15 protein-coding genes are annotated in these 16111 nt (G+C 33.4%); 9 read left to right on the top strand and 6 right to left on the bottom strand.

Annotated features, from left to right (window positions below; all coding sequences use genetic code 11):
• The first annotated feature begins 30 nt into the window (after positions 1-30).
• Entirely contained in the window at positions 31-717 is a 687-nt protein-coding gene (gene tsaB, locus EG348_RS06655; RefSeq protein WP_123981805.1) for a tRNA (adenosine(37)-N6)-threonylcarbamoyltransferase complex dimerization subunit type 1 TsaB, read from the top strand.
• Positions 718-773: 56 nt separating this feature from the next.
• Here tsaB and EG348_RS06650 read toward each other — a convergent pair whose 3' ends face one another.
• The 4 genes from EG348_RS06650 to EG348_RS06635 all read right to left on the bottom strand — a co-directional run bounded on the left by EG348_RS06650 (position 774) and on the right by EG348_RS06635 (position 5321).
• Complete coding sequence (locus EG348_RS06650; protein ID WP_164463261.1) at positions 774-3413, bottom strand: tetratricopeptide repeat protein; 2640 nt, start codon at positions 3411-3413, stop codon at positions 774-776.
• 85 nt (positions 3414-3498) lie between these two features.
• Positions 3499-4053: a Maf family protein gene (locus EG348_RS06645; protein ID WP_123981803.1), complete on the bottom strand. Its 555-nt coding sequence runs from the start codon at positions 4051-4053 to the stop codon at positions 3499-3501.
• A gap of 10 nt (positions 4054-4063) precedes the next feature.
• Positions 4064-4582: a KdsC family phosphatase gene (locus tag EG348_RS06640; RefSeq protein ID WP_123981801.1), complete on the bottom strand. Its 519-nt coding sequence runs from the start codon at positions 4580-4582 to the stop codon at positions 4064-4066.
• On the bottom strand, positions 4572-5321 hold the full coding sequence (locus EG348_RS06635) for a Rossmann-like and DUF2520 domain-containing protein (RefSeq protein ID WP_123981799.1): 750 nt from the start codon (positions 5319-5321) through the stop codon (positions 4572-4574). Before EG348_RS06635 ends, EG348_RS06640 begins: the two co-directional genes overlap by 11 nt.
• A 200-nt stretch (positions 5322-5521) precedes the next feature.
• Between EG348_RS06635 and EG348_RS06630 the strand changes: the two genes are divergently transcribed.
• The 5 genes from EG348_RS06630 (at position 5522) to EG348_RS06610 (ending at position 9389) form a co-directional block, all read left to right on the top strand.
• Entirely contained in the window at positions 5522-6073 is a 552-nt protein-coding gene (locus EG348_RS06630; RefSeq protein ID WP_123981797.1) for an RNA polymerase sigma factor, read from the top strand.
• A gap of 19 nt (positions 6074-6092) precedes the next feature.
• Positions 6093-6626: a hypothetical protein gene (locus EG348_RS06625; protein ID WP_123981795.1), complete on the top strand. Its 534-nt coding sequence runs from the start codon at positions 6093-6095 to the stop codon at positions 6624-6626.
• Positions 6627-6632: 6 nt separating this feature from the next.
• Positions 6633-7142: a hypothetical protein gene (locus tag EG348_RS06620; RefSeq protein ID WP_123981793.1), complete on the top strand. Its 510-nt coding sequence runs from the start codon at positions 6633-6635 to the stop codon at positions 7140-7142.
• Positions 7143-7243: 101 nt separating this feature from the next.
• On the top strand, positions 7244-8287 hold the full coding sequence (locus EG348_RS06615) for a hypothetical protein (protein WP_123981791.1): 1044 nt from the start codon (positions 7244-7246) through the stop codon (positions 8285-8287).
• A gap of 73 nt (positions 8288-8360) precedes the next feature.
• Positions 8361-9389 (top strand): hypothetical protein, encoded by a 1029-nt coding sequence (locus tag EG348_RS06610; RefSeq protein WP_123981789.1) that lies wholly within the window; start codon positions 8361-8363, stop codon positions 9387-9389.
• A 43-nt stretch (positions 9390-9432) separates the two neighbouring features.
• On the opposite strand, the gene EG348_RS06605 is transcribed toward EG348_RS06610, so the two are convergent.
• A complete protein-coding gene (locus EG348_RS06605; RefSeq protein WP_123981787.1) occupies positions 9433-11721 on the bottom strand; it encodes a GH92 family glycosyl hydrolase in 2289 nt (762 codons plus the stop codon).
• A gap of 318 nt (positions 11722-12039) precedes the next feature.
• Here EG348_RS06605 and lepA point away from each other — a divergent pair, with 318 nt between their 5' ends.
• Positions 12040-13836, top strand: coding sequence for a translation elongation factor 4 (gene lepA, locus EG348_RS06600; protein WP_123981785.1), 1797 nt, complete (start codon positions 12040-12042; stop codon positions 13834-13836).
• Between the two features lie 43 nt (positions 13837-13879).
• Here lepA and EG348_RS06595 read toward each other — a convergent pair whose 3' ends face one another.
• Positions 13880-14089 (bottom strand): hypothetical protein, encoded by a 210-nt coding sequence (locus EG348_RS06595; protein ID WP_123981783.1) that lies wholly within the window; start codon positions 14087-14089, stop codon positions 13880-13882.
• Positions 14090-14512: 423 nt separating this feature from the next.
• Between EG348_RS06595 and EG348_RS06590 the strand changes: the two genes are divergently transcribed.
• The gene (locus EG348_RS06590; protein ID WP_123981781.1) at positions 14513-15208 is read left to right on the top strand and encodes an NUDIX hydrolase; all 696 of its coding nucleotides are present in this window, start codon (positions 14513-14515) and stop codon (positions 15206-15208) included.
• Positions 15209-15547: 339 nt separating this feature from the next.
• Positions 15548-16090, top strand: a complete 543-nt coding sequence (locus EG348_RS06585; RefSeq protein WP_123981779.1) for an NADAR family protein — start codon at positions 15548-15550, stop codon at positions 16088-16090.
• Positions 16091-16111 lie beyond the last annotated feature (21 nt).

Raw genomic sequence — 16111 nt, 5'->3', positions numbered from 1 at the left:
TGAAATATTGGATAGATTTAATTATTAAAAATGAAAATTTTATACCTCGAAACATCTTCAAAAAACTGTTCTGTAGCAATTTCAGACAATGATAAGTTATTGTGCGTTTGCGAAGAAGTTTCAGATAATTATAAGCAGTCAGAAAGTCTGCACACTTTTGTAGAATGGGCTTTGGAAGGTGCTGGAATCTCCATGAAAGAGATTCAGGCGGTGTCTTTAGGAAAAGGTCCGGGTTCTTACACCGGATTAAGAATTGGCGCTTCTTCAGCAAAAGGTTTTTGTTATGGATTAAAGATTCCATTGGTTGCAGTTAATTCTCTTGACACAATGATAGAGCCTTTTTTAGACCAAAACTATGATTATATCATTCCATTGATCGATGCAAGAAGAATGGAGGTTTATACGGCCGTTTATGACGGCAAAAACGGAAAAGAACTTTCCCAGACTGAAGCAAAGATTCTAGATGAAACTTCTTTTGAAGAATTTAAAGATAAAAAAGTATTGTTTGTAGGAGACGGAGCTAAAAAAGCACAGGAAATTATACAGCTTCCGAATGCTGATTTTAATGAGACCATCTACCCTTCTGCACAATATTTAGTAAAGAAAACATTAGAAAAAATTGAAAATAAGGAGTTTGAAGATATTGCTTATTTCGAACCATTTTATTTGAAAGATTTTCATGGAGTAAAGAAAAAGAAATCACCTGATTCTATTTAACGAAATAATAAACAACTACATAAAAAAAAGCGAAGAGTAATCTTCGCTTTCTTATTTTATTTTGGTTTTGCCGGAGCTTGAGTTTTTGGTTTTTGTCCCGGTGTATTACCTGGTTGAGTTGGTGGCGGAACACTTTCATCTAAAAGCACTGCAGCAGAATTTGCGGACGGAGATGGCTGAACAGTTGTAGATTCTGGCTTAGTTGGTATAGCGTTCGTGCTATTATTTATTTGCCCCGGATTATTCATATTCATCGATGAAGGTTGCTGTAGCGGGTTAGTACCCGGTTTCTGGATGGTATTTCCTTTATTATCAGTTTCCTGGAAAGAAAGCTCACTCTTTAAATAATTTAGCATTTCTTTCGCTTTGATTCCTTCGGGGGTTTTACCATAATTTAAAGCAATTTGTTCCAATTGAAGGATCATTACCTCTTTTCCACTTGATTTTCCGGTATTAAATGCATTTAATAATGAGAATTTAGGTACCAGAGCATCTTTCGGATATTTCTGAATAGCTGCTTCTATGACTGCTTTACTTTCTGCAAACTTTTCTGCTTCAAATAACGCGTAGGCCTTTTTATATTCATTCTGAACATCTTCGGAAGATTTTACAAAAGTACTGTTCTTAGGATTTCTGGCAAATTCTGCATACGACGTGTAAGGATAATCTTTTAACAAAATTGACTTCGCTCTTTCTGCAATCTGAGGATTTTTTTCATAATTCATGTTAAAAATCTCATATAAAGCCTGTAGCATTACTTTTTCTTCAGGTTTTACATCTACAAGATCATATAAAGTTTTTGTAGCTAAAGGGGTATTGGTAAAATAATTCTGATACATGATACCCAAACCTAGAGAAGCAGTGTCCCTATCCTTCTTAAGCTGGTCTAATTTGCCTACATCAGTAGGAATCTGCTCAATATAGAAAGAAGGTTCAAAACGTCTGGGATTAGGTGCTGAAGTAACGCCCAACGCCTCGTTTTTCATATCATCGATCGTTGCCATTTTCTTAGAATAACGCCAGTTATCGACAAGCGCTCTGTCTCCCCAAACTTGTTTAAATGTTGAAGATCCTTTAGATACGGTACCGGTATTACTGAAATAAAAACCTTTTGTACTTGTCCCGAAATCCTCAAAACCATTAGAACTATTGGCAAAAATAGAATTGGCACTGTAATCCCCTGTATCAAAGCCTTTGGCTCTTTCTGCACGTCTTCTCTCAAGCTCTTCTTTTTCTTCTTTTATTTTTAATTTGGCGATATGTTTAGAGAAGAAATCTGTTTTTTGAGCTTCAGACATCTTTGCTAGAGAAAGAATACTGTCATTTTTTTTGATCAGATAATAGTTTTTTGATATTTTCTTGATGTTGATAGACTGTTCCTGCAAAAGCACTTTTGAAGGCTCGTAAGTCATTGCAACAAGCGCGGAATCATAATAACTTCCGGCTCCGATATAATCGTTCTTATCAAGATAATCCTTTCCTATTTCATAGTAAGCCAAACCACGAACCTGTAGATCTGAAACCTTTTCTTTTAAAGATTTCTTGAAAAGATCCTGAGCTTCCTGTTTTTTACCTGCTTTGTTGGCCATTAAACCTAATGCATAATAAAATTCATTCTTTCTGGATCCGTAAGTTCCTTTTTTACTGATATCTTCCAAATACTTTCTGGCGCCTTCATAATCACCTTTTCCGTTAAAAGTTTTGGCAATTTCAATCTGGGATTTAACCTCAAATTCAAAATCATTGGCGTATTTGTATGCGGCCATAAAGCTTTCTCTTGCTTTTTCATTTTGGTTTAAACCTTCCAACACCTGACCTCTTAAGAAGGCGATTCTGCTTTTCAGTTTTCGGTTGGTGTTTAATTCAAAAGCATTATCAAGTTCTTTTGTAGCTTCTTCTTTTTTTCCTGCATCCAAAAGCGATTCAGCAGAGTAAATACTTGATATTTTTTTATAATCTTTACTAATATCTTCAGTTTTCAATTGAGCGAAAATCTCCTGAGCTTTATGATAATCTTTTAACTGAGCATATGCTGCAGCTTGATAAGTTTTAGCTAAAGGAATCCTTTTGTCATTCTTCATATGAGTGAAAACATAGTTCAGAGCATCCAGAGCTTCCACAGATTTGTTCTGATAAATTCTTGATTGTGCCAGAATGATGTAAGCATCGAAGATTTTCTTATTTTTTTCTTCCCCGTTTTTGATCACCGAATATTTATTGATTGCTTTTAAAGCTTTTGCTTCTGCAATTTCTAGAACTGTGGCTCCTTTATTTTCGGGCTGATCGCTTTGTTCTGATTGACCGTTTGGGTTACCACCATTAAGCCCGCCTGGCATACCCGGAGGTGCACCTGGAGGAGCTCCCGGCGCTCTTCCTGCAGCATTTCTGCTGGGAGGATTATTTACTTCTGCTATTTTCATAGTGTTCTCAGCGAACGCAGAAGATTGCCCAAGATCGCTTCCCAAAGGTTGATCTTCGTATGTAAGAATTGGGATATAAGGTGCATAAAAATTATCTTTATGAGCCTTATCTCTACTCGTAAATTCACTGTTTAAAGCATCTTTAGCATTAAATAGTGTATTATAATATGTGGAAAACCCTTTCATGAACTTCGATCGTTGCTCGGGTCTCTTGGGTTTTGATCCGCAAGAGAGAACGATGCAAGCCACTAAAAGGAATAAAATGTTCTTTTTCATTATTCAATATAACTAGCCAATTTACTTTTTATTATCAAAAGATTGATGATTTTGTAAAAATAATAAAATTTTATATTGAAAATATTTATATTTCTTTCAAAATTTTGTAAACCAAATGAGTAGGAAGTCCCATGATGGCATAATAGCTGCCTGATAGTTTTTTAATTTTCGCCATTCCAAGCCATTCCTGGATGCCGTAGCTTCCTGCTTTGTCAAAAGGTTTGTAATTTTTAATGTAAAAATCTATTTCTTCATCCGAAATTTCATCAAGCTCTACATCGGCAACATCTGTTTCTGTGATAGTTTTAGATAAAGTTTTAATGGTAATTCCTGTATAAACTTGATGCGTCGTTCCAGATAATTGTTGCAACATTTTTTTTGCATCAGCTTCATTTTTCGGCTTCCCAAGGATTTGATTATCAATAGCAACAACTGTATCTGATGTCAGTAAAACTTCATCGTCCACAAGATTTCTGAACGCATTTGCTTTTAATTCAGATAAATAAGCAGCGGCCTCTCCTATCTCAATATTTTCGGGTAAGATTTCTTCACAATCTATTTTTACAACCTCAAAATCGAATCCTAAACTTGATAAAAGTTCTTTTCTCCTTGGAGATTGTGATGCTAATAGTAATTTCATTTTCAATTAATTAAATAGATTGGGTGTTATCTTCATGCCAATTTCCCTGAACTTTCATTACCTGCTCAATGACATCGCGTACGGCTCCGCTTCCACCTTGTTTTGGCGAAATATAATCAGAAATTCCCTTTACTTCAGGAACGGCATTTTCCGGACAGGTGGCAATAGCAGAAGCTTCCATCATATGAATATCCGGAAGATCGTCTCCCATCGTTAAAATTTCTTCGTTTTTAAGATTGTATTTTGATTTAAAATCTTCAAAGTCAACCATTTTGTCGTGTGATTTTGGGTAATAATCCTGAATTCCAAGATAATTAATTCTGTGTTTTACCATTTCATCGTTTCCGCCGGTAATTACTCCTATTAAATAATTGTTTTTTAAGGCTTTAACGACTGCATAACCATCTAAGACATTCATAACTCTCGACATATTTCCTCCGGGCATCAGATAAACGCTTCCATCTGTGAAAACGCCGTCTACATCAAATACAAATGCTTTTATATCTTTTAATTTCTCTTTATAACTCATACATTTTTTTAATAGAATGATTCATTGTTTTATAGATCTCCAGACTTTCATCTTTCAATAATTGTTCATGCAATTGCAAAATACGTGCATCATTTCTTACTGCCGGACCGGTTTGGGCTGATTTAGGTTCAATTTCATGAATTTTCTGAACAGTTTCGTCAATTAACGGTAAAAAATAATCAAATGGAATCTCCTGAGAATCTGAAATTTCTTTCGCTCTTGAAAAAAGATGATTCACAAAATTACAAGCAAAAACAGCCGTGAGATGAATGTATTTTCTTTTCTCATGTGTACTTTCCATTACATTCTTGGAAATTTTAGAAGCAATTTCAAAAAGAATTTTTTTATCTTCTTCATTTTCTGTTTCTATGAAAAAAGGAATTTTTTCATAATTCAGTTCTTTAGATTTAGAAAAAGTCTGTAAAGGATAAAAGCTTGATTTTCTGTACGCTCCTAATAGAATTTCCTTGGGCAATGAACCTGAAGTATGTACAACCAAACAATCTTTTTTAGTGATTAATTTAGAAACATTTTCTACAGAACTATCACTTACACAAATAATATACAGATCTGCATCTTCCAATTTTTCTGTTGAGAAAGGAATTTTTAATTCTTCGGAAATTTTATTTAAATCCTTTTCGTTCCTTCCAAAAATCTGAGTTAATGGAATGTTATTCAGAACAAAAGCTTTTGCCAGATGATAGGCAACATTTCCGGAACCGATAATTACAATTTGCATAAAACAAAGATAATATTTTAAGATGAGTTTAAAAAGGGAGACAGATACTAGAAGATGGAAGTTTTTGTAAATCCGTCTACTGCCTGTTGCTTCAAGCTTAAAACGTAACTATCTGATATTATTTCAATATTTGGATCAAAAATTGAATAAGTAATTTAACTTTCTATTATTTTTGTAATCCAAAACAATGAAAGCATCTTATGAAGATTAAGGACGCGGAAATTATTACGCTGATGGAAAACCCACGAACTCAGGAGAAAGGAGTTCGCGTGTTGATGGATGCTTATCAAAGTAGATTGTATTGGCATATAAGAAGGATCATTGTGGATGGTGACCTTGCACAGGATACATTGCAGGAAACATTCATTAAAGCATATCAGAATTTTCATCAGTTCAAAAATGATAGTCAGTTGTATACCTGGCTGTACAGAATCGCAACCAACGAAGCATTACAGCAGGTAAATAAGCTAAAGAAAATGCAGAAGACTGATGAAGATCCGGAATATTATATGCAGAATCTTATTGCAGACAATGTATCAAGTGATGCAGAAGAGATACAAATATTGTTACAGAGTGCTATACAAAGCCTGCCCGAAAAGCAGAAACTGGTATTTATGATGCGGTATTATGACGATTTGCCTTACGAAGAAATATCTAAAATTGTAGATATGTCGGTAGGGACTTTGAAAACAAATTATCATTATGCCAAGCAGAAAATAGAAGAATATATAAAGGAAAATTACGAAAAATAATTTTTGAGACGCAAAAGACATGAAAGAGTTCGATATAGAAAAATTAGAACGTAAAAACATTTACAAGGTTCCTGATAATTTGTTTGAAAATATTCAGGAAAAAGTAATGAATGATGTAAAAGCTACGAAAAAAGCACCTATTTTTAAACTGAATTGGGCTTATGCAGCAGCTGCATCGTTAGCATTGATATTTGGAGCTACTTTTGTTTTTAATCAAAATGATGATTCAGCAAAAGATGCTGGAAATTCCGGAGCAAAGTATGTAGCGGATACTCAGGCACCAAAGTCAGAAAGCGAGATTGCTTATGAAACTTTAAAATCTGATTTAACTTCTGTTGAAAAAAACAATCAAACAGTTGTAAATCAAAATAGTAGAAGCTTCGTTTCACAAGATATAGAAACAAAAGAAGTGCCTACGCCAAAAACAGTGAAGCCGGTTTCGAAGAAAACTGAAACTCAAATGAATGAATATTTAGATTCGTTTTCTAACTCTGAAATATCAGAATTAGCAAGCAATTCGACTCAGGATGTTTATTTGGATTTATATAATTAAAGAGAGATGAAAAAGATATTATTTACACTTTTTATTATTTATGGTTTTGGCTTAAATGCCCAAAAAACGGAGTATGACTGGAAAAAGATGGATCCTAAACAAAGAAAAGAGGTAATAAATAATCTTTCTCCGGAAGAAAGAAAAGCTCTTCTTGCCAAGTTTAGGAATAATATGGTGATGGATAATCTTGATATTGAAGCAAATGATAAAGCAGAGTTTACACAACTCTACAATGAATATCTTGACAACCAGAAACAGATAAAAAGCCAGTTCAATTCCAATTTCAACCCGGAAACTTTATCTGATGAAGAAGCAAAAGCAAAGTTGCAGCAAAGTTTTGAAGTAGGACAAAAATTATTAGATAATAGAAAAAAATATGCAGATAAAATGCAGGAAGTTATTCCTTGCCAGAAAGTCTTGAAGCTGTTTCAATCTGAGGGTATGATGAGAGATAAAATGAATGAAAGAAAACCTCACGGAAACAATAATGCTGGAGGCCAAAGGCAATCACCATAATAGTTTATTTTTTTAATGTTGGACGACTCTTACAAATGTTTTTTTGTGAGAGTCGTTTAATTTTTAAACTAATTCATAGCTTTGAGTAAATCTTTTATCACATGAAAAAAATCTTACAGTTCACATTAATTTTCATTTCTATTCTCAGTTTTTCGCAGGGACAGGAAATTATTAAAGAAAGAGGAAATTTATCAAATCCAAAAGGTAATATTTACAAATCTCTTGAAGTTATTGATCAGAGAGAAGATAAAAAGATAGGTGAGATGCCTTTCGGAGATAATAAAGAAATGAAAGAAATTGTTTTTCCTACAACGATTAATAATTTCTTAAGTCAATGGTATACAGACAGCAACCATAAAGGAGGAAAACATGAGATGGTTTTAGTTTTAAAAAGTTTAAAAACTACGCTTGGAGAAACGGTAGGCAAAGAAACGGAAGCAGACGTTGATTTTTCGGCTCAAACCTTTCTGAAAGAAGCTGATAATTATAGATTTTTATATAAAAAAGATACGGTTTATAGTTTTAAGAGTAAAAATATTTCAGATGTAGTTGTAAAGAATATTCCGGTTATCATTGCGATGTTTATGAAGAAAACATACACAATGAAACCAGTAGAAAACTCAGTAAATTTAGATGCTCTTACAGATTATGATTCTTATGTTAAAAATAATTCTGAAGCATATAAGAATGAACAATTGAAAGATGGTATTTATTTAAATCATACTTCATTTTTTAATCAAACTCCTGAACAAGGAAATTATATTCTCGAGAAAAATAGTAGAGGAGAAGTTGTAAGAGCTATAAAGGACGAAAACGGAAAGAAAGATAAGATCTCTGCTAATGAAATGTTTATTTATGTAGAAAATGGTAAGGCTTATAAGAAAACATATTCAGGATTTTTAGATTTAAATAAAAATGAAAAAGGATTCTATCTCATAAGTAATAGAGGATTTATCTTGCCTGTGCGGAATTCAGCGGTTTTTCTAAGTGTTGGTGGTTCTTCAGGAGGAATGTATGGTGGTATTGCTGTCGGGCTTGTTAGTGTTTTTGAAAGAGGTTTCAGGCAGAATAAAATGAAAAAAGATGAAAAAACTGAAATTTATATTGATCCTTTAACCGGAGAATATGATTTTTCAAATGAATAAAATAATGACTCTTACATTTGTGAGAGTCTTTTTTATTTTAAACTAATTCTTACTTTTGCGGAAAATATAAGTGATGAAACACATTTTATTATTCTTTTTATTTTCGGGCTCATTGTTTGCCCAGAAAACTCAGTTTATACAGCTTAGACAAAATATAAAAGATAAAAATAAACTTGCAAACTCTCTTACTTTAATCGATAGAAGAGAAGATAAAACCATAGGGATAGTTTCGCACAGAAAAGATCCTTACGAGGTAAAATTTGAAAAAGAGGACTTGGAAAAATTATTTTCAGATTGGTTTTTAGAAGATAATAAGGTGCAGGGAAATACTAAATATTTCCTTATGCTAGAAGATCTAAAGGTTAAGGATATACCTACCGAAAGATCAGTTATGGGACATTTGGAAATGCAGATTTCTACCTTTTTAAAAAGAAATGATAAATATTATTTTTTAAAAAAAATTAAAATTTCAAAGGATTATCCGCAGAAAGATCATGCTTATATCACGAGAGCTATAGCAGCCAAAATATCATCAGAATTAGCTAATACTATAAAGGATTCATATACTGAAGCAGGATTGAATATACCTGTTTCTGAGACTGATCTTGGAAATTACGAAAAGTTAATATCAGAACAGCTACCGATTTATACCTCTCAGTCTTTTACGGATGGAGTCTATAGAGATTATAAATCATTTGCAGAACAAAATCCGGATAAAGAACTTACAGTAAGGAAGAATAAAGATGGTGCGATTAAAGGGGTGAAAAGAGTTGATGGTTATGATAATCTAAGTAAAGATGTTTTTGCAATCATCGATAACGGAATTGCTTATAAAAAGACACCTATAAGTATCATTGAAATTGAAAAAGATAATGAAGGAATTTTTATAATGGCATCTCAGGAAGAAATTTTCCCGCAGTATAGCAGTACCCCGATTATCGTAGGAGCAGGAGCTGCTGGTGCTATTGGAGGTCTGGTAGTAGGTGTAATAAATGTTGCAGCCACAAAAATTAGAAGACAGAATGCTCAGTATTATAGAGTAGGAATTGATAAGCTTACAGGAAATTATATTTTACCTGAAGGCTTCGATAAAACTAAATAGTTACAATAAAAAAGAGAGAGACAATTTATCTCTCTTTTTTGCTTTATTTTTTATCGGTGGAATAAGAATAAGGAAAATCTTTTTCCTCTGTTCCTCTATTCTTATTGGGCTTATTATCCATGTTGAACTGTAGAGTAGTACCTTTCATTAATTCTTCATGACTCAGCCAATTTTTAGAGTAAGTTTTACCATTCATATTTAATGATTTCACGTATCGATTTTCGTTACTGTTATTATCTGCTTTGATTTCAATATTTTTCCCGTTTTCTAAATGAATGGTTGCTTTTTTAAACAAAGGAGCTCCTAAAACATATTGATCTGTCGCCGGAGTTACAGGATAAAAACCAAGCGTTGAGAAAATATACCAAGCTGAAGTTTGTCCATTATCTTCATCACCACAATATCCATCTGGAGTTGGTTGATATAACCTATTCATTGTTTCTCGAACCCAATATTGTGTTTTCCAAGGCTCTCCGGAATAATTATACAAATAAATAATATGCTGAGCAGGCTGATTTCCGTGAGCATATTGACCCATATTGGCATTCACCATTTCCTGAATTTCGTGAATGGTTGAACCATAATAACTGTCATCAAAAACCGGAGGCATCTCAAAAATTTTGTCTAAATTTTTCGAAAACTCTTTTTTCCCGCCCATTAATTTTGCCAATCCGTCAATATCCTGAAAAACCGACCAGGTATAATGCCAAGAATTTCCTTCTGTAAAAGCATCGCCCCATTTGAAAGGATTGAAAGGTTTCTGGAAACTTCCATCCTGATTTCTTCCGCGAGCTAATTTTGTTTCCGGATCAATCACTTTTTGGAAATTTTGTGAACGTCTGTAATATTCTCCCCATTCGGATTCAGGTTTTCCTAAAGCTTTTCCTAATTGTGCGATGGCAAAATCATCGTAAGCGTATTCTAAAGTTCTCGCTGCATTTTCATTGATTTTAACATCATAAGGAACGTAGCCTAATTTTTTATAATATTCAATTCCCAATCTTCCGGTTGCTTGTGGACCTTCATTATTTGCACCGTGAAGCAAAGCCTGATACAATGTTTCAATATCATAACCTCGAAGACCTTTCATGTATGCATCCGCAACCACAGAGGCAGAATTATTTCCAATCATAATATCAGAATAGGATGGACTCGACCATTCCGGCAACCAGCCGCCTTCTTTGTAATCGCTAATTAATCCTTTCTGCATTTCAACATTGATGCTTGGATAAACCAAATTTAAGAAAGGATAAAGCGCTCTAAAAGTATCCCAAAAACCTGTTCCTGCAAATCGATATCCGGGTTCTGTCTTCCCTGAATATGGACTGTAATGAACAACTTCTCCGGCTTTATTGATCTCATACATTTTATGTGGGAAACAAAGCATTCTGTAAAGAGAAGAGTAGAAAGTTCGTATTTGGTCGACTGTTCCGCCGGCTACTTCAACTCGTTTTAATTTTTCATTCCAGGCTAATTTTGCTTTTTTGAAAGTATCATCAAATGAATCTTTACTTAATTCTCTTTGTAAATTTAATTCTGCCTGCTCTAAACTGATGAAAGAAGAAGCGACTTTTAAATTCACTTTTTCACCTTTTTTAGTGGCAAAACCAACGACAGCGCCACAATGATCTCCTGTAATTTGTAATGTATCTTTTACAAAATATTTGTCTTTCCAAGTTGAATATTTAGTGAATGGTTTATCAGCATAAATCACAAAATAATTTTTAAAACCAACCAATTTTCCACGCGAATATTTTGTTGAATAGCCTACAATTTTATTTTGGGATGGAATAATCGTAATGCTCGAACCTTTATCAAAAGCATCCACTACAAACCAAGAATCGTTCGAATCAGGATAAGTTAAGCGCATTTGTGCAGCTCTTTCAGTTGGAGTAATTTCTGCTGTTACGTTATGATCAGCAAGATAAACACTATAATAATAAGGTTTTGAAACTTCTGATTTATGGGAGAACCAGCTTGCTCTTTCATCTTCGTTAAAACGCATTTTTCCAGTCACAGGCATGATAGAAAACATTCCGTAATCGTTCATCCAAGGAGAAGGTTGATGCGTTTGCTTAATTCCACGGATTTTATCTGCATCGTAAGTATATTGCCATCCGTTTCCGTTTTTCCCGGTTTGCGGGGTCCAGAGATTCATTCCGTGAGGAACAGCAACGGCTGGATATGTATTTCCGTTTGAAAGGGAAGGTTTTGAGAGTGTTCCGATTAATGGATTGACAAATTCTTCAGGATTTTCGGGTGCTTTTTCAACCCATTGTGATTTTAAATGAGCTAATGGGATAATTAAAAGGAATAAAAGAATTTTTTTCATGAGTAAAAATAAGTTTGAGCTTTCTGTAAAGGTTTTGAGTTGAAAAGTTAAAAAATTTATAAGGAATAGTGGTGATTTTTTTAATTTTCGTGGTTAGATGTTCGATTCGTCAGAATGACGAGCTTTGTAACTATTTACTTTGTTTAATTGAGATTGCTTCGTCACTCCGTTTCTCGCAATGACAAAAAATTGAATAGCGGGAACAAGCTTCTAAAAATTTAAATCATTTTATACATTTTTAAATTAAATTCAACCAGCAAAATTAGAATGAGGAATTGTCTTCCTTTTTTTTATCTTTGCAAATTACATAGTTCTTAAATGAAAAACATACGAAATTTTTGCATAATCGCTCATATTGACCACGGTAAAAGTACTTTGGCAGACCGTCTTTTAGAGTATACCAATACGGTCACTCAGAGAGAATTACAGTCTCAGACGCTTGATGATATGGATTTGGAGAAAGAACGTGGGATCACGATTAAGTCTCACGCTATCCAAATGGATTATGAATATAAAGGAGAAAAATATATTTTAAATCTAATTGATACACCGGGACATGTAGATTTCTCTTACGAAGTTTCCCGTTCCATTGCCGCTTGTGAAGGTGCGCTTCTTATTGTGGATGCTGCGCAAAGTATTCAGGCACAAACGATTAGTAATCTTTATTTGGCGTTAGAAAATGATCTTGAAATCATTCCGATTCTTAATAAAATAGATCTTCCATCTGCAAATCCGGAAGAAGTTACCGATGAGATCATGGGTCTTTTGGGTTGTAAATATGAAGACGTTCTTAGGGTTTCTGGGAAAACAGGAGAGGGTGTTCATGATTTGCTGGAGCACATTGTGAACAGAATTCCAGCCCCGGTTGGAGATCCGGATGCGCCGCTTCAGGCATTAATTTTTGACTCTGTTTACAATCCATTTAGAGGAATTGAAGCTTATTTCAAAGTGGTAAACGGAAGTATTTCTAAAAACGAAAAGATTAAATTTTTCGCAACCGGAAAAGAATATGGTGCAGATGAAGTAGGTACCTTAAAGTTAAAGCAGCTTCCTAAGAAAACAATTCATTGTGGAGATGTAGGCTATATAATTTCAGGAATTAAAGATGCTAGGGAAGTAAAAGTAGGTGATACGATTACCTCTTTTGTAAACCCTGCAGCAGCAGCCATTGATGGATTTGAGGAAGTAAAACCAATGGTTTTTGCGGGTATTTATCCTATCGAATCTGAAGATTTTGAGGAATTAAGATTTTCACTGGAAAAATTAAGATTAAATGACGCTTCTTTGGTTTTCGAACCGGAAAGTTCAGCTGCTCTTGGTTTTGGTTTCCGTTGCGGATTCTTAGGAATGCTACACATGGAAATCGTTCAGGAACGTTTAGACAGAGAGTTTAACATGGATGTTATTACGACTGTTCCCAACGTATCTTACCACGGATATTCGAAAAAAGATCCTGATACAGCAATATTAATTAATAACCCGTCTGAAATGATTGACCCCAATCTTTTAGACAGAGTTGAAGAGCCTTATATCAAAGCTTCTATCATTACTAAATCTGATTTTGTAGGTTCTGTAATGACACTTTGTATTGAAAAAAGAGGTGAAATTGTAAATCAAAGTTACCTTACCGCTGATAGAGTAGAATTAACATTCAATATGCCTTTGGCTGAGGTTGTTTTTGACTTTTATGACCGTTTAAAATCTATTTCTAAAGGATATGCATCATTCGATTATTCACCAATCGGAATGCGTGCTTCTAAATTGGTGAAAATGGACATCCTGATCAATGGAGATATGGTTGATGCTTTATCATCATTGATTCACGACAGTAATGCGTATTACATTGGTAAAAGAATGTGTGAAAAACTTCGTGAACTGATTCCTAGACAGCAGTTTGATATTGCAGTTCAGGCAGCATTGGGAGCGAAAGTTATTGCGAGAGAAACCATCAAAGCATTAAGAAAAGATGTTACCGCAAAATGTTACGGAGGAGATATTTCCAGAAAGAGAAAACTTCTTGAGAAACAGAAAGAAGGTAAAAAGAAAATGAAGCAGATTGGTAGAGTAGAAGTACCGCAGTCAGCATTCATGGCTGTTTTAAAACTAAACGATTAAATATAAAAAAGACCGATAAAATTTTTATCGGTCTTTTTATTTCTCAAAGATTTCTTTGCTTCTCGATCAGATTTCCCTGAATGACCAATGCTCCAAGTCCGAGGATAATTTCAGCAATTCCTAGAATTCTAATGAGATTTGGTCCGCAAACGATACATTCTGGTTCTGGGATAGGTTTTTTCCCTACGACGATGATCAAAACTCCGCCAATAATAATGATGATTACTATAATGGCTTTTAATAATGTTTTCATAATGGTATAAATTAGTTTTTTTGCCTACTTTTTAAGGTTTTCGGCTTCTTCCTTTTATGTATACCAAATTTCATCTTAACTGTCAATAAATCAATGAGTAAAATCACTATTTCGTTACAGTGATTTTACCATATTTTAATAAAAACCATTTCAAATGAATCGGTTTTATTATTTGCGGGTGAATTTTATCTCCATTCTTTATGGTAGAATAGGTATTGTCAAAATTTTTATATTCACTTTTACTTTATCTCAAAATATAAAAAAGAAAGCCGTGCTAATTGTGAATGATTAATTTTCCATAATCGTTTAATTTAAAGCTGTTTATGAATTTAATTAAAATTTTTGTGTAAAGAATTATTATTTTTATGTTGAAATTGATGATTCTAAATCGTAACTTTGTGTATTCGTAACGCAAATTAATTTATGGACGCTCCAAAAAAACTACAGGATATAAAAGTTGCCGTTGATGCCGTCATTTTCGGATATTTCGACAAAAAGGATCTTCAACTTCTTTTAATTAAAAGAAATATTGAACCTTTCAAAGGAGGTTGGGCGCTTCCGGGAGGGCTCGTTTTGGATGATGAAAATTTAGATGACGCAGTAAAAAGAGAATTGCACGAAGAAGCAGGCATAAAACCCGATTTTTTGGAACAACTCTATACTTTTGGTAATGTTGGTCGCGATCCTAGAAATAGAGTGGTTTCTATTGCTTATTTGGGGCTTGTAAACCCTTCTTATCATGAATTGTTTGCCGATTCTGATGCCGAAGATGCACAATGGTTCAGCGTCAATAAACTTCCGAAGCTTGCTTTTGATCATGATAAAATTATAGATATCGCGCTAAAAAGACTTCGCACAAAAATTCAATACCAGCCTATTGGCTTTAATCTTCTGAATGAAGAATTCCCTTTTTCAGACCTTGAAAATCTTTACAAAACCATTATCGGACAGGAAATAGACCGCCGAAATTTCCGAAAGAAAATAATGAGTTACGAACTTCTTAAGGAAACGAATAACTTTAAAAAAGAAGGAAGCGGCCGGCCGGGAAAATTATTTACTTTTAATCAGGAGAAATATAAAGAACTTGAAGAACAGGGATTTTATTTCGAAATTAAATAATGTCTGAACACAAATGTCACAAATGTTTTTACACTAATTTTCACAAATATTTTAATGTAAGCTGGCAGAAATATTTTTATAAAAATACAAATTATATACATCAATAGAAACGGGCTAAAACCCGTTTTTTAATGAACAAACATTCCATTGGCTTTAGCTAAAACTTAAATGAACAATAATCAATTGTGTCATTCGTGAAAAATATTTATGTGATCCGTATTTTAAATAAATTTTTATTATTGAAAATCAATTACTTAAATTAATTAGCGTAAAATAAACACAAATAAATTTGGTTAATAAAATCATATTGTTTTACATTTGTGTAACAATAACGCAATCATGAAATACACATTACAAAATACAATAGAGAAATTTCAGAAAAAAGAAAAGATAGAATTTTTGTTTTTCTGGGGACATACAGTAAAAGAGGAAATTACAAAAGCGTGTTTCAGTCAATGGTTTCCTTTTCAATTTGAAGAAAACGGAATTGAATATAAAACAGCAGAACATTATATGATGGCCGGGAAAGCTACATTATTCAATGATAATGAAACGTTAGAAGAAATTTTAAAATCAGATTCTCCAAATCAGGCAAAAAATTTAGGAAGGAAAGTGAAAAATTTTGATCCTCAACTTTGGAATGAACATAAATATGAGATTGTAAAACAGGGAAATTTTTTGAAGTTTTCTCAAAATGAAAAATTTAAAGATTTTTTGCTTTCAACAAATGATAAAATCTTGGTAGAAGCAAGTCCGTACGATACAATTTGGGGAATCGGAATGTTGGAAACAGATCCAAAAGCAGAAAATCCATCACAATGGGACGGTGAAAATTTATTGGGATTTGCTTTAATGGAAGTAAGAGATTTATTAAAAGAATAGAATAATTCGTAAAGAATTAAG

This window comes from Chryseobacterium sp. G0201 (genome assembly GCF_003815655.1).
Classification (GTDB): Bacteria; Bacteroidota; Bacteroidia; order Flavobacteriales; family Weeksellaceae; genus Chryseobacterium.
Note: the sequence above shows the minus strand (reverse complement) of the source record. Positions and strands in the feature narration are given on the sequence as shown.

Bases quoted from the DNA above. Each gene is read 5' to 3' on its own strand.
- EG348_RS06630 (WP_123981797.1), top strand. From the start codon at position 5,522: ATGAAGATTAAGGACGCGGAAATTATTACGCTGATGGAAAACCCACGA.
- EG348_RS06615 (WP_123981791.1), top strand. From the start codon at position 7,244: ATGAAAAAAATCTTACAGTTCACATTAATTTTCATTTCTATTCTCAGT.
- EG348_RS06640 (WP_123981801.1), bottom strand. From the start codon at position 4,582: ATGAGTTATAAAGAGAAATTAAAAGATATAAAAGCATTTGTATTTGAT.
- EG348_RS06595 (WP_123981783.1), bottom strand. From the start codon at position 14,089: ATGAAAACATTATTAAAAGCCATTATAGTAATCATCATTATTATTGGC.
- EG348_RS06645 (WP_123981803.1), bottom strand. From the start codon at position 4,053: ATGAAATTACTATTAGCATCACAATCTCCAAGGAGAAAAGAACTTTTA.
- EG348_RS06620 (WP_123981793.1), top strand. From the start codon at position 6,633: ATGAAAAAGATATTATTTACACTTTTTATTATTTATGGTTTTGGCTTA.
- EG348_RS06590 (WP_123981781.1), top strand. From the start codon at position 14,513: ATGGACGCTCCAAAAAAACTACAGGATATAAAAGTTGCCGTTGATGCC.
- EG348_RS06605 (WP_123981787.1), bottom strand. From the start codon at position 11,721: ATGAAAAAAATTCTTTTATTCCTTTTAATTATCCCATTAGCTCATTTA.
- EG348_RS06625 (WP_123981795.1), top strand. From the start codon at position 6,093: ATGAAAGAGTTCGATATAGAAAAATTAGAACGTAAAAACATTTACAAG.
- EG348_RS06610 (WP_123981789.1), top strand. From the start codon at position 8,361: ATGAAACACATTTTATTATTCTTTTTATTTTCGGGCTCATTGTTTGCC.
- EG348_RS06650 (WP_164463261.1), bottom strand. From the start codon at position 3,413: ATGAAAAAGAACATTTTATTCCTTTTAGTGGCTTGCATCGTTCTCTCT.
- EG348_RS06635 (WP_123981799.1), bottom strand. From the start codon at position 5,321: ATGCAAATTGTAATTATCGGTTCCGGAAATGTTGCCTATCATCTGGCA.
- tsaB (WP_123981805.1), top strand. From the start codon at position 31: ATGAAAATTTTATACCTCGAAACATCTTCAAAAAACTGTTCTGTAGCA.
- EG348_RS06585 (WP_123981779.1), top strand. From the start codon at position 15,548: ATGAAATACACATTACAAAATACAATAGAGAAATTTCAGAAAAAAGAA.
- lepA (WP_123981785.1), top strand. From the start codon at position 12,040: ATGAAAAACATACGAAATTTTTGCATAATCGCTCATATTGACCACGGT.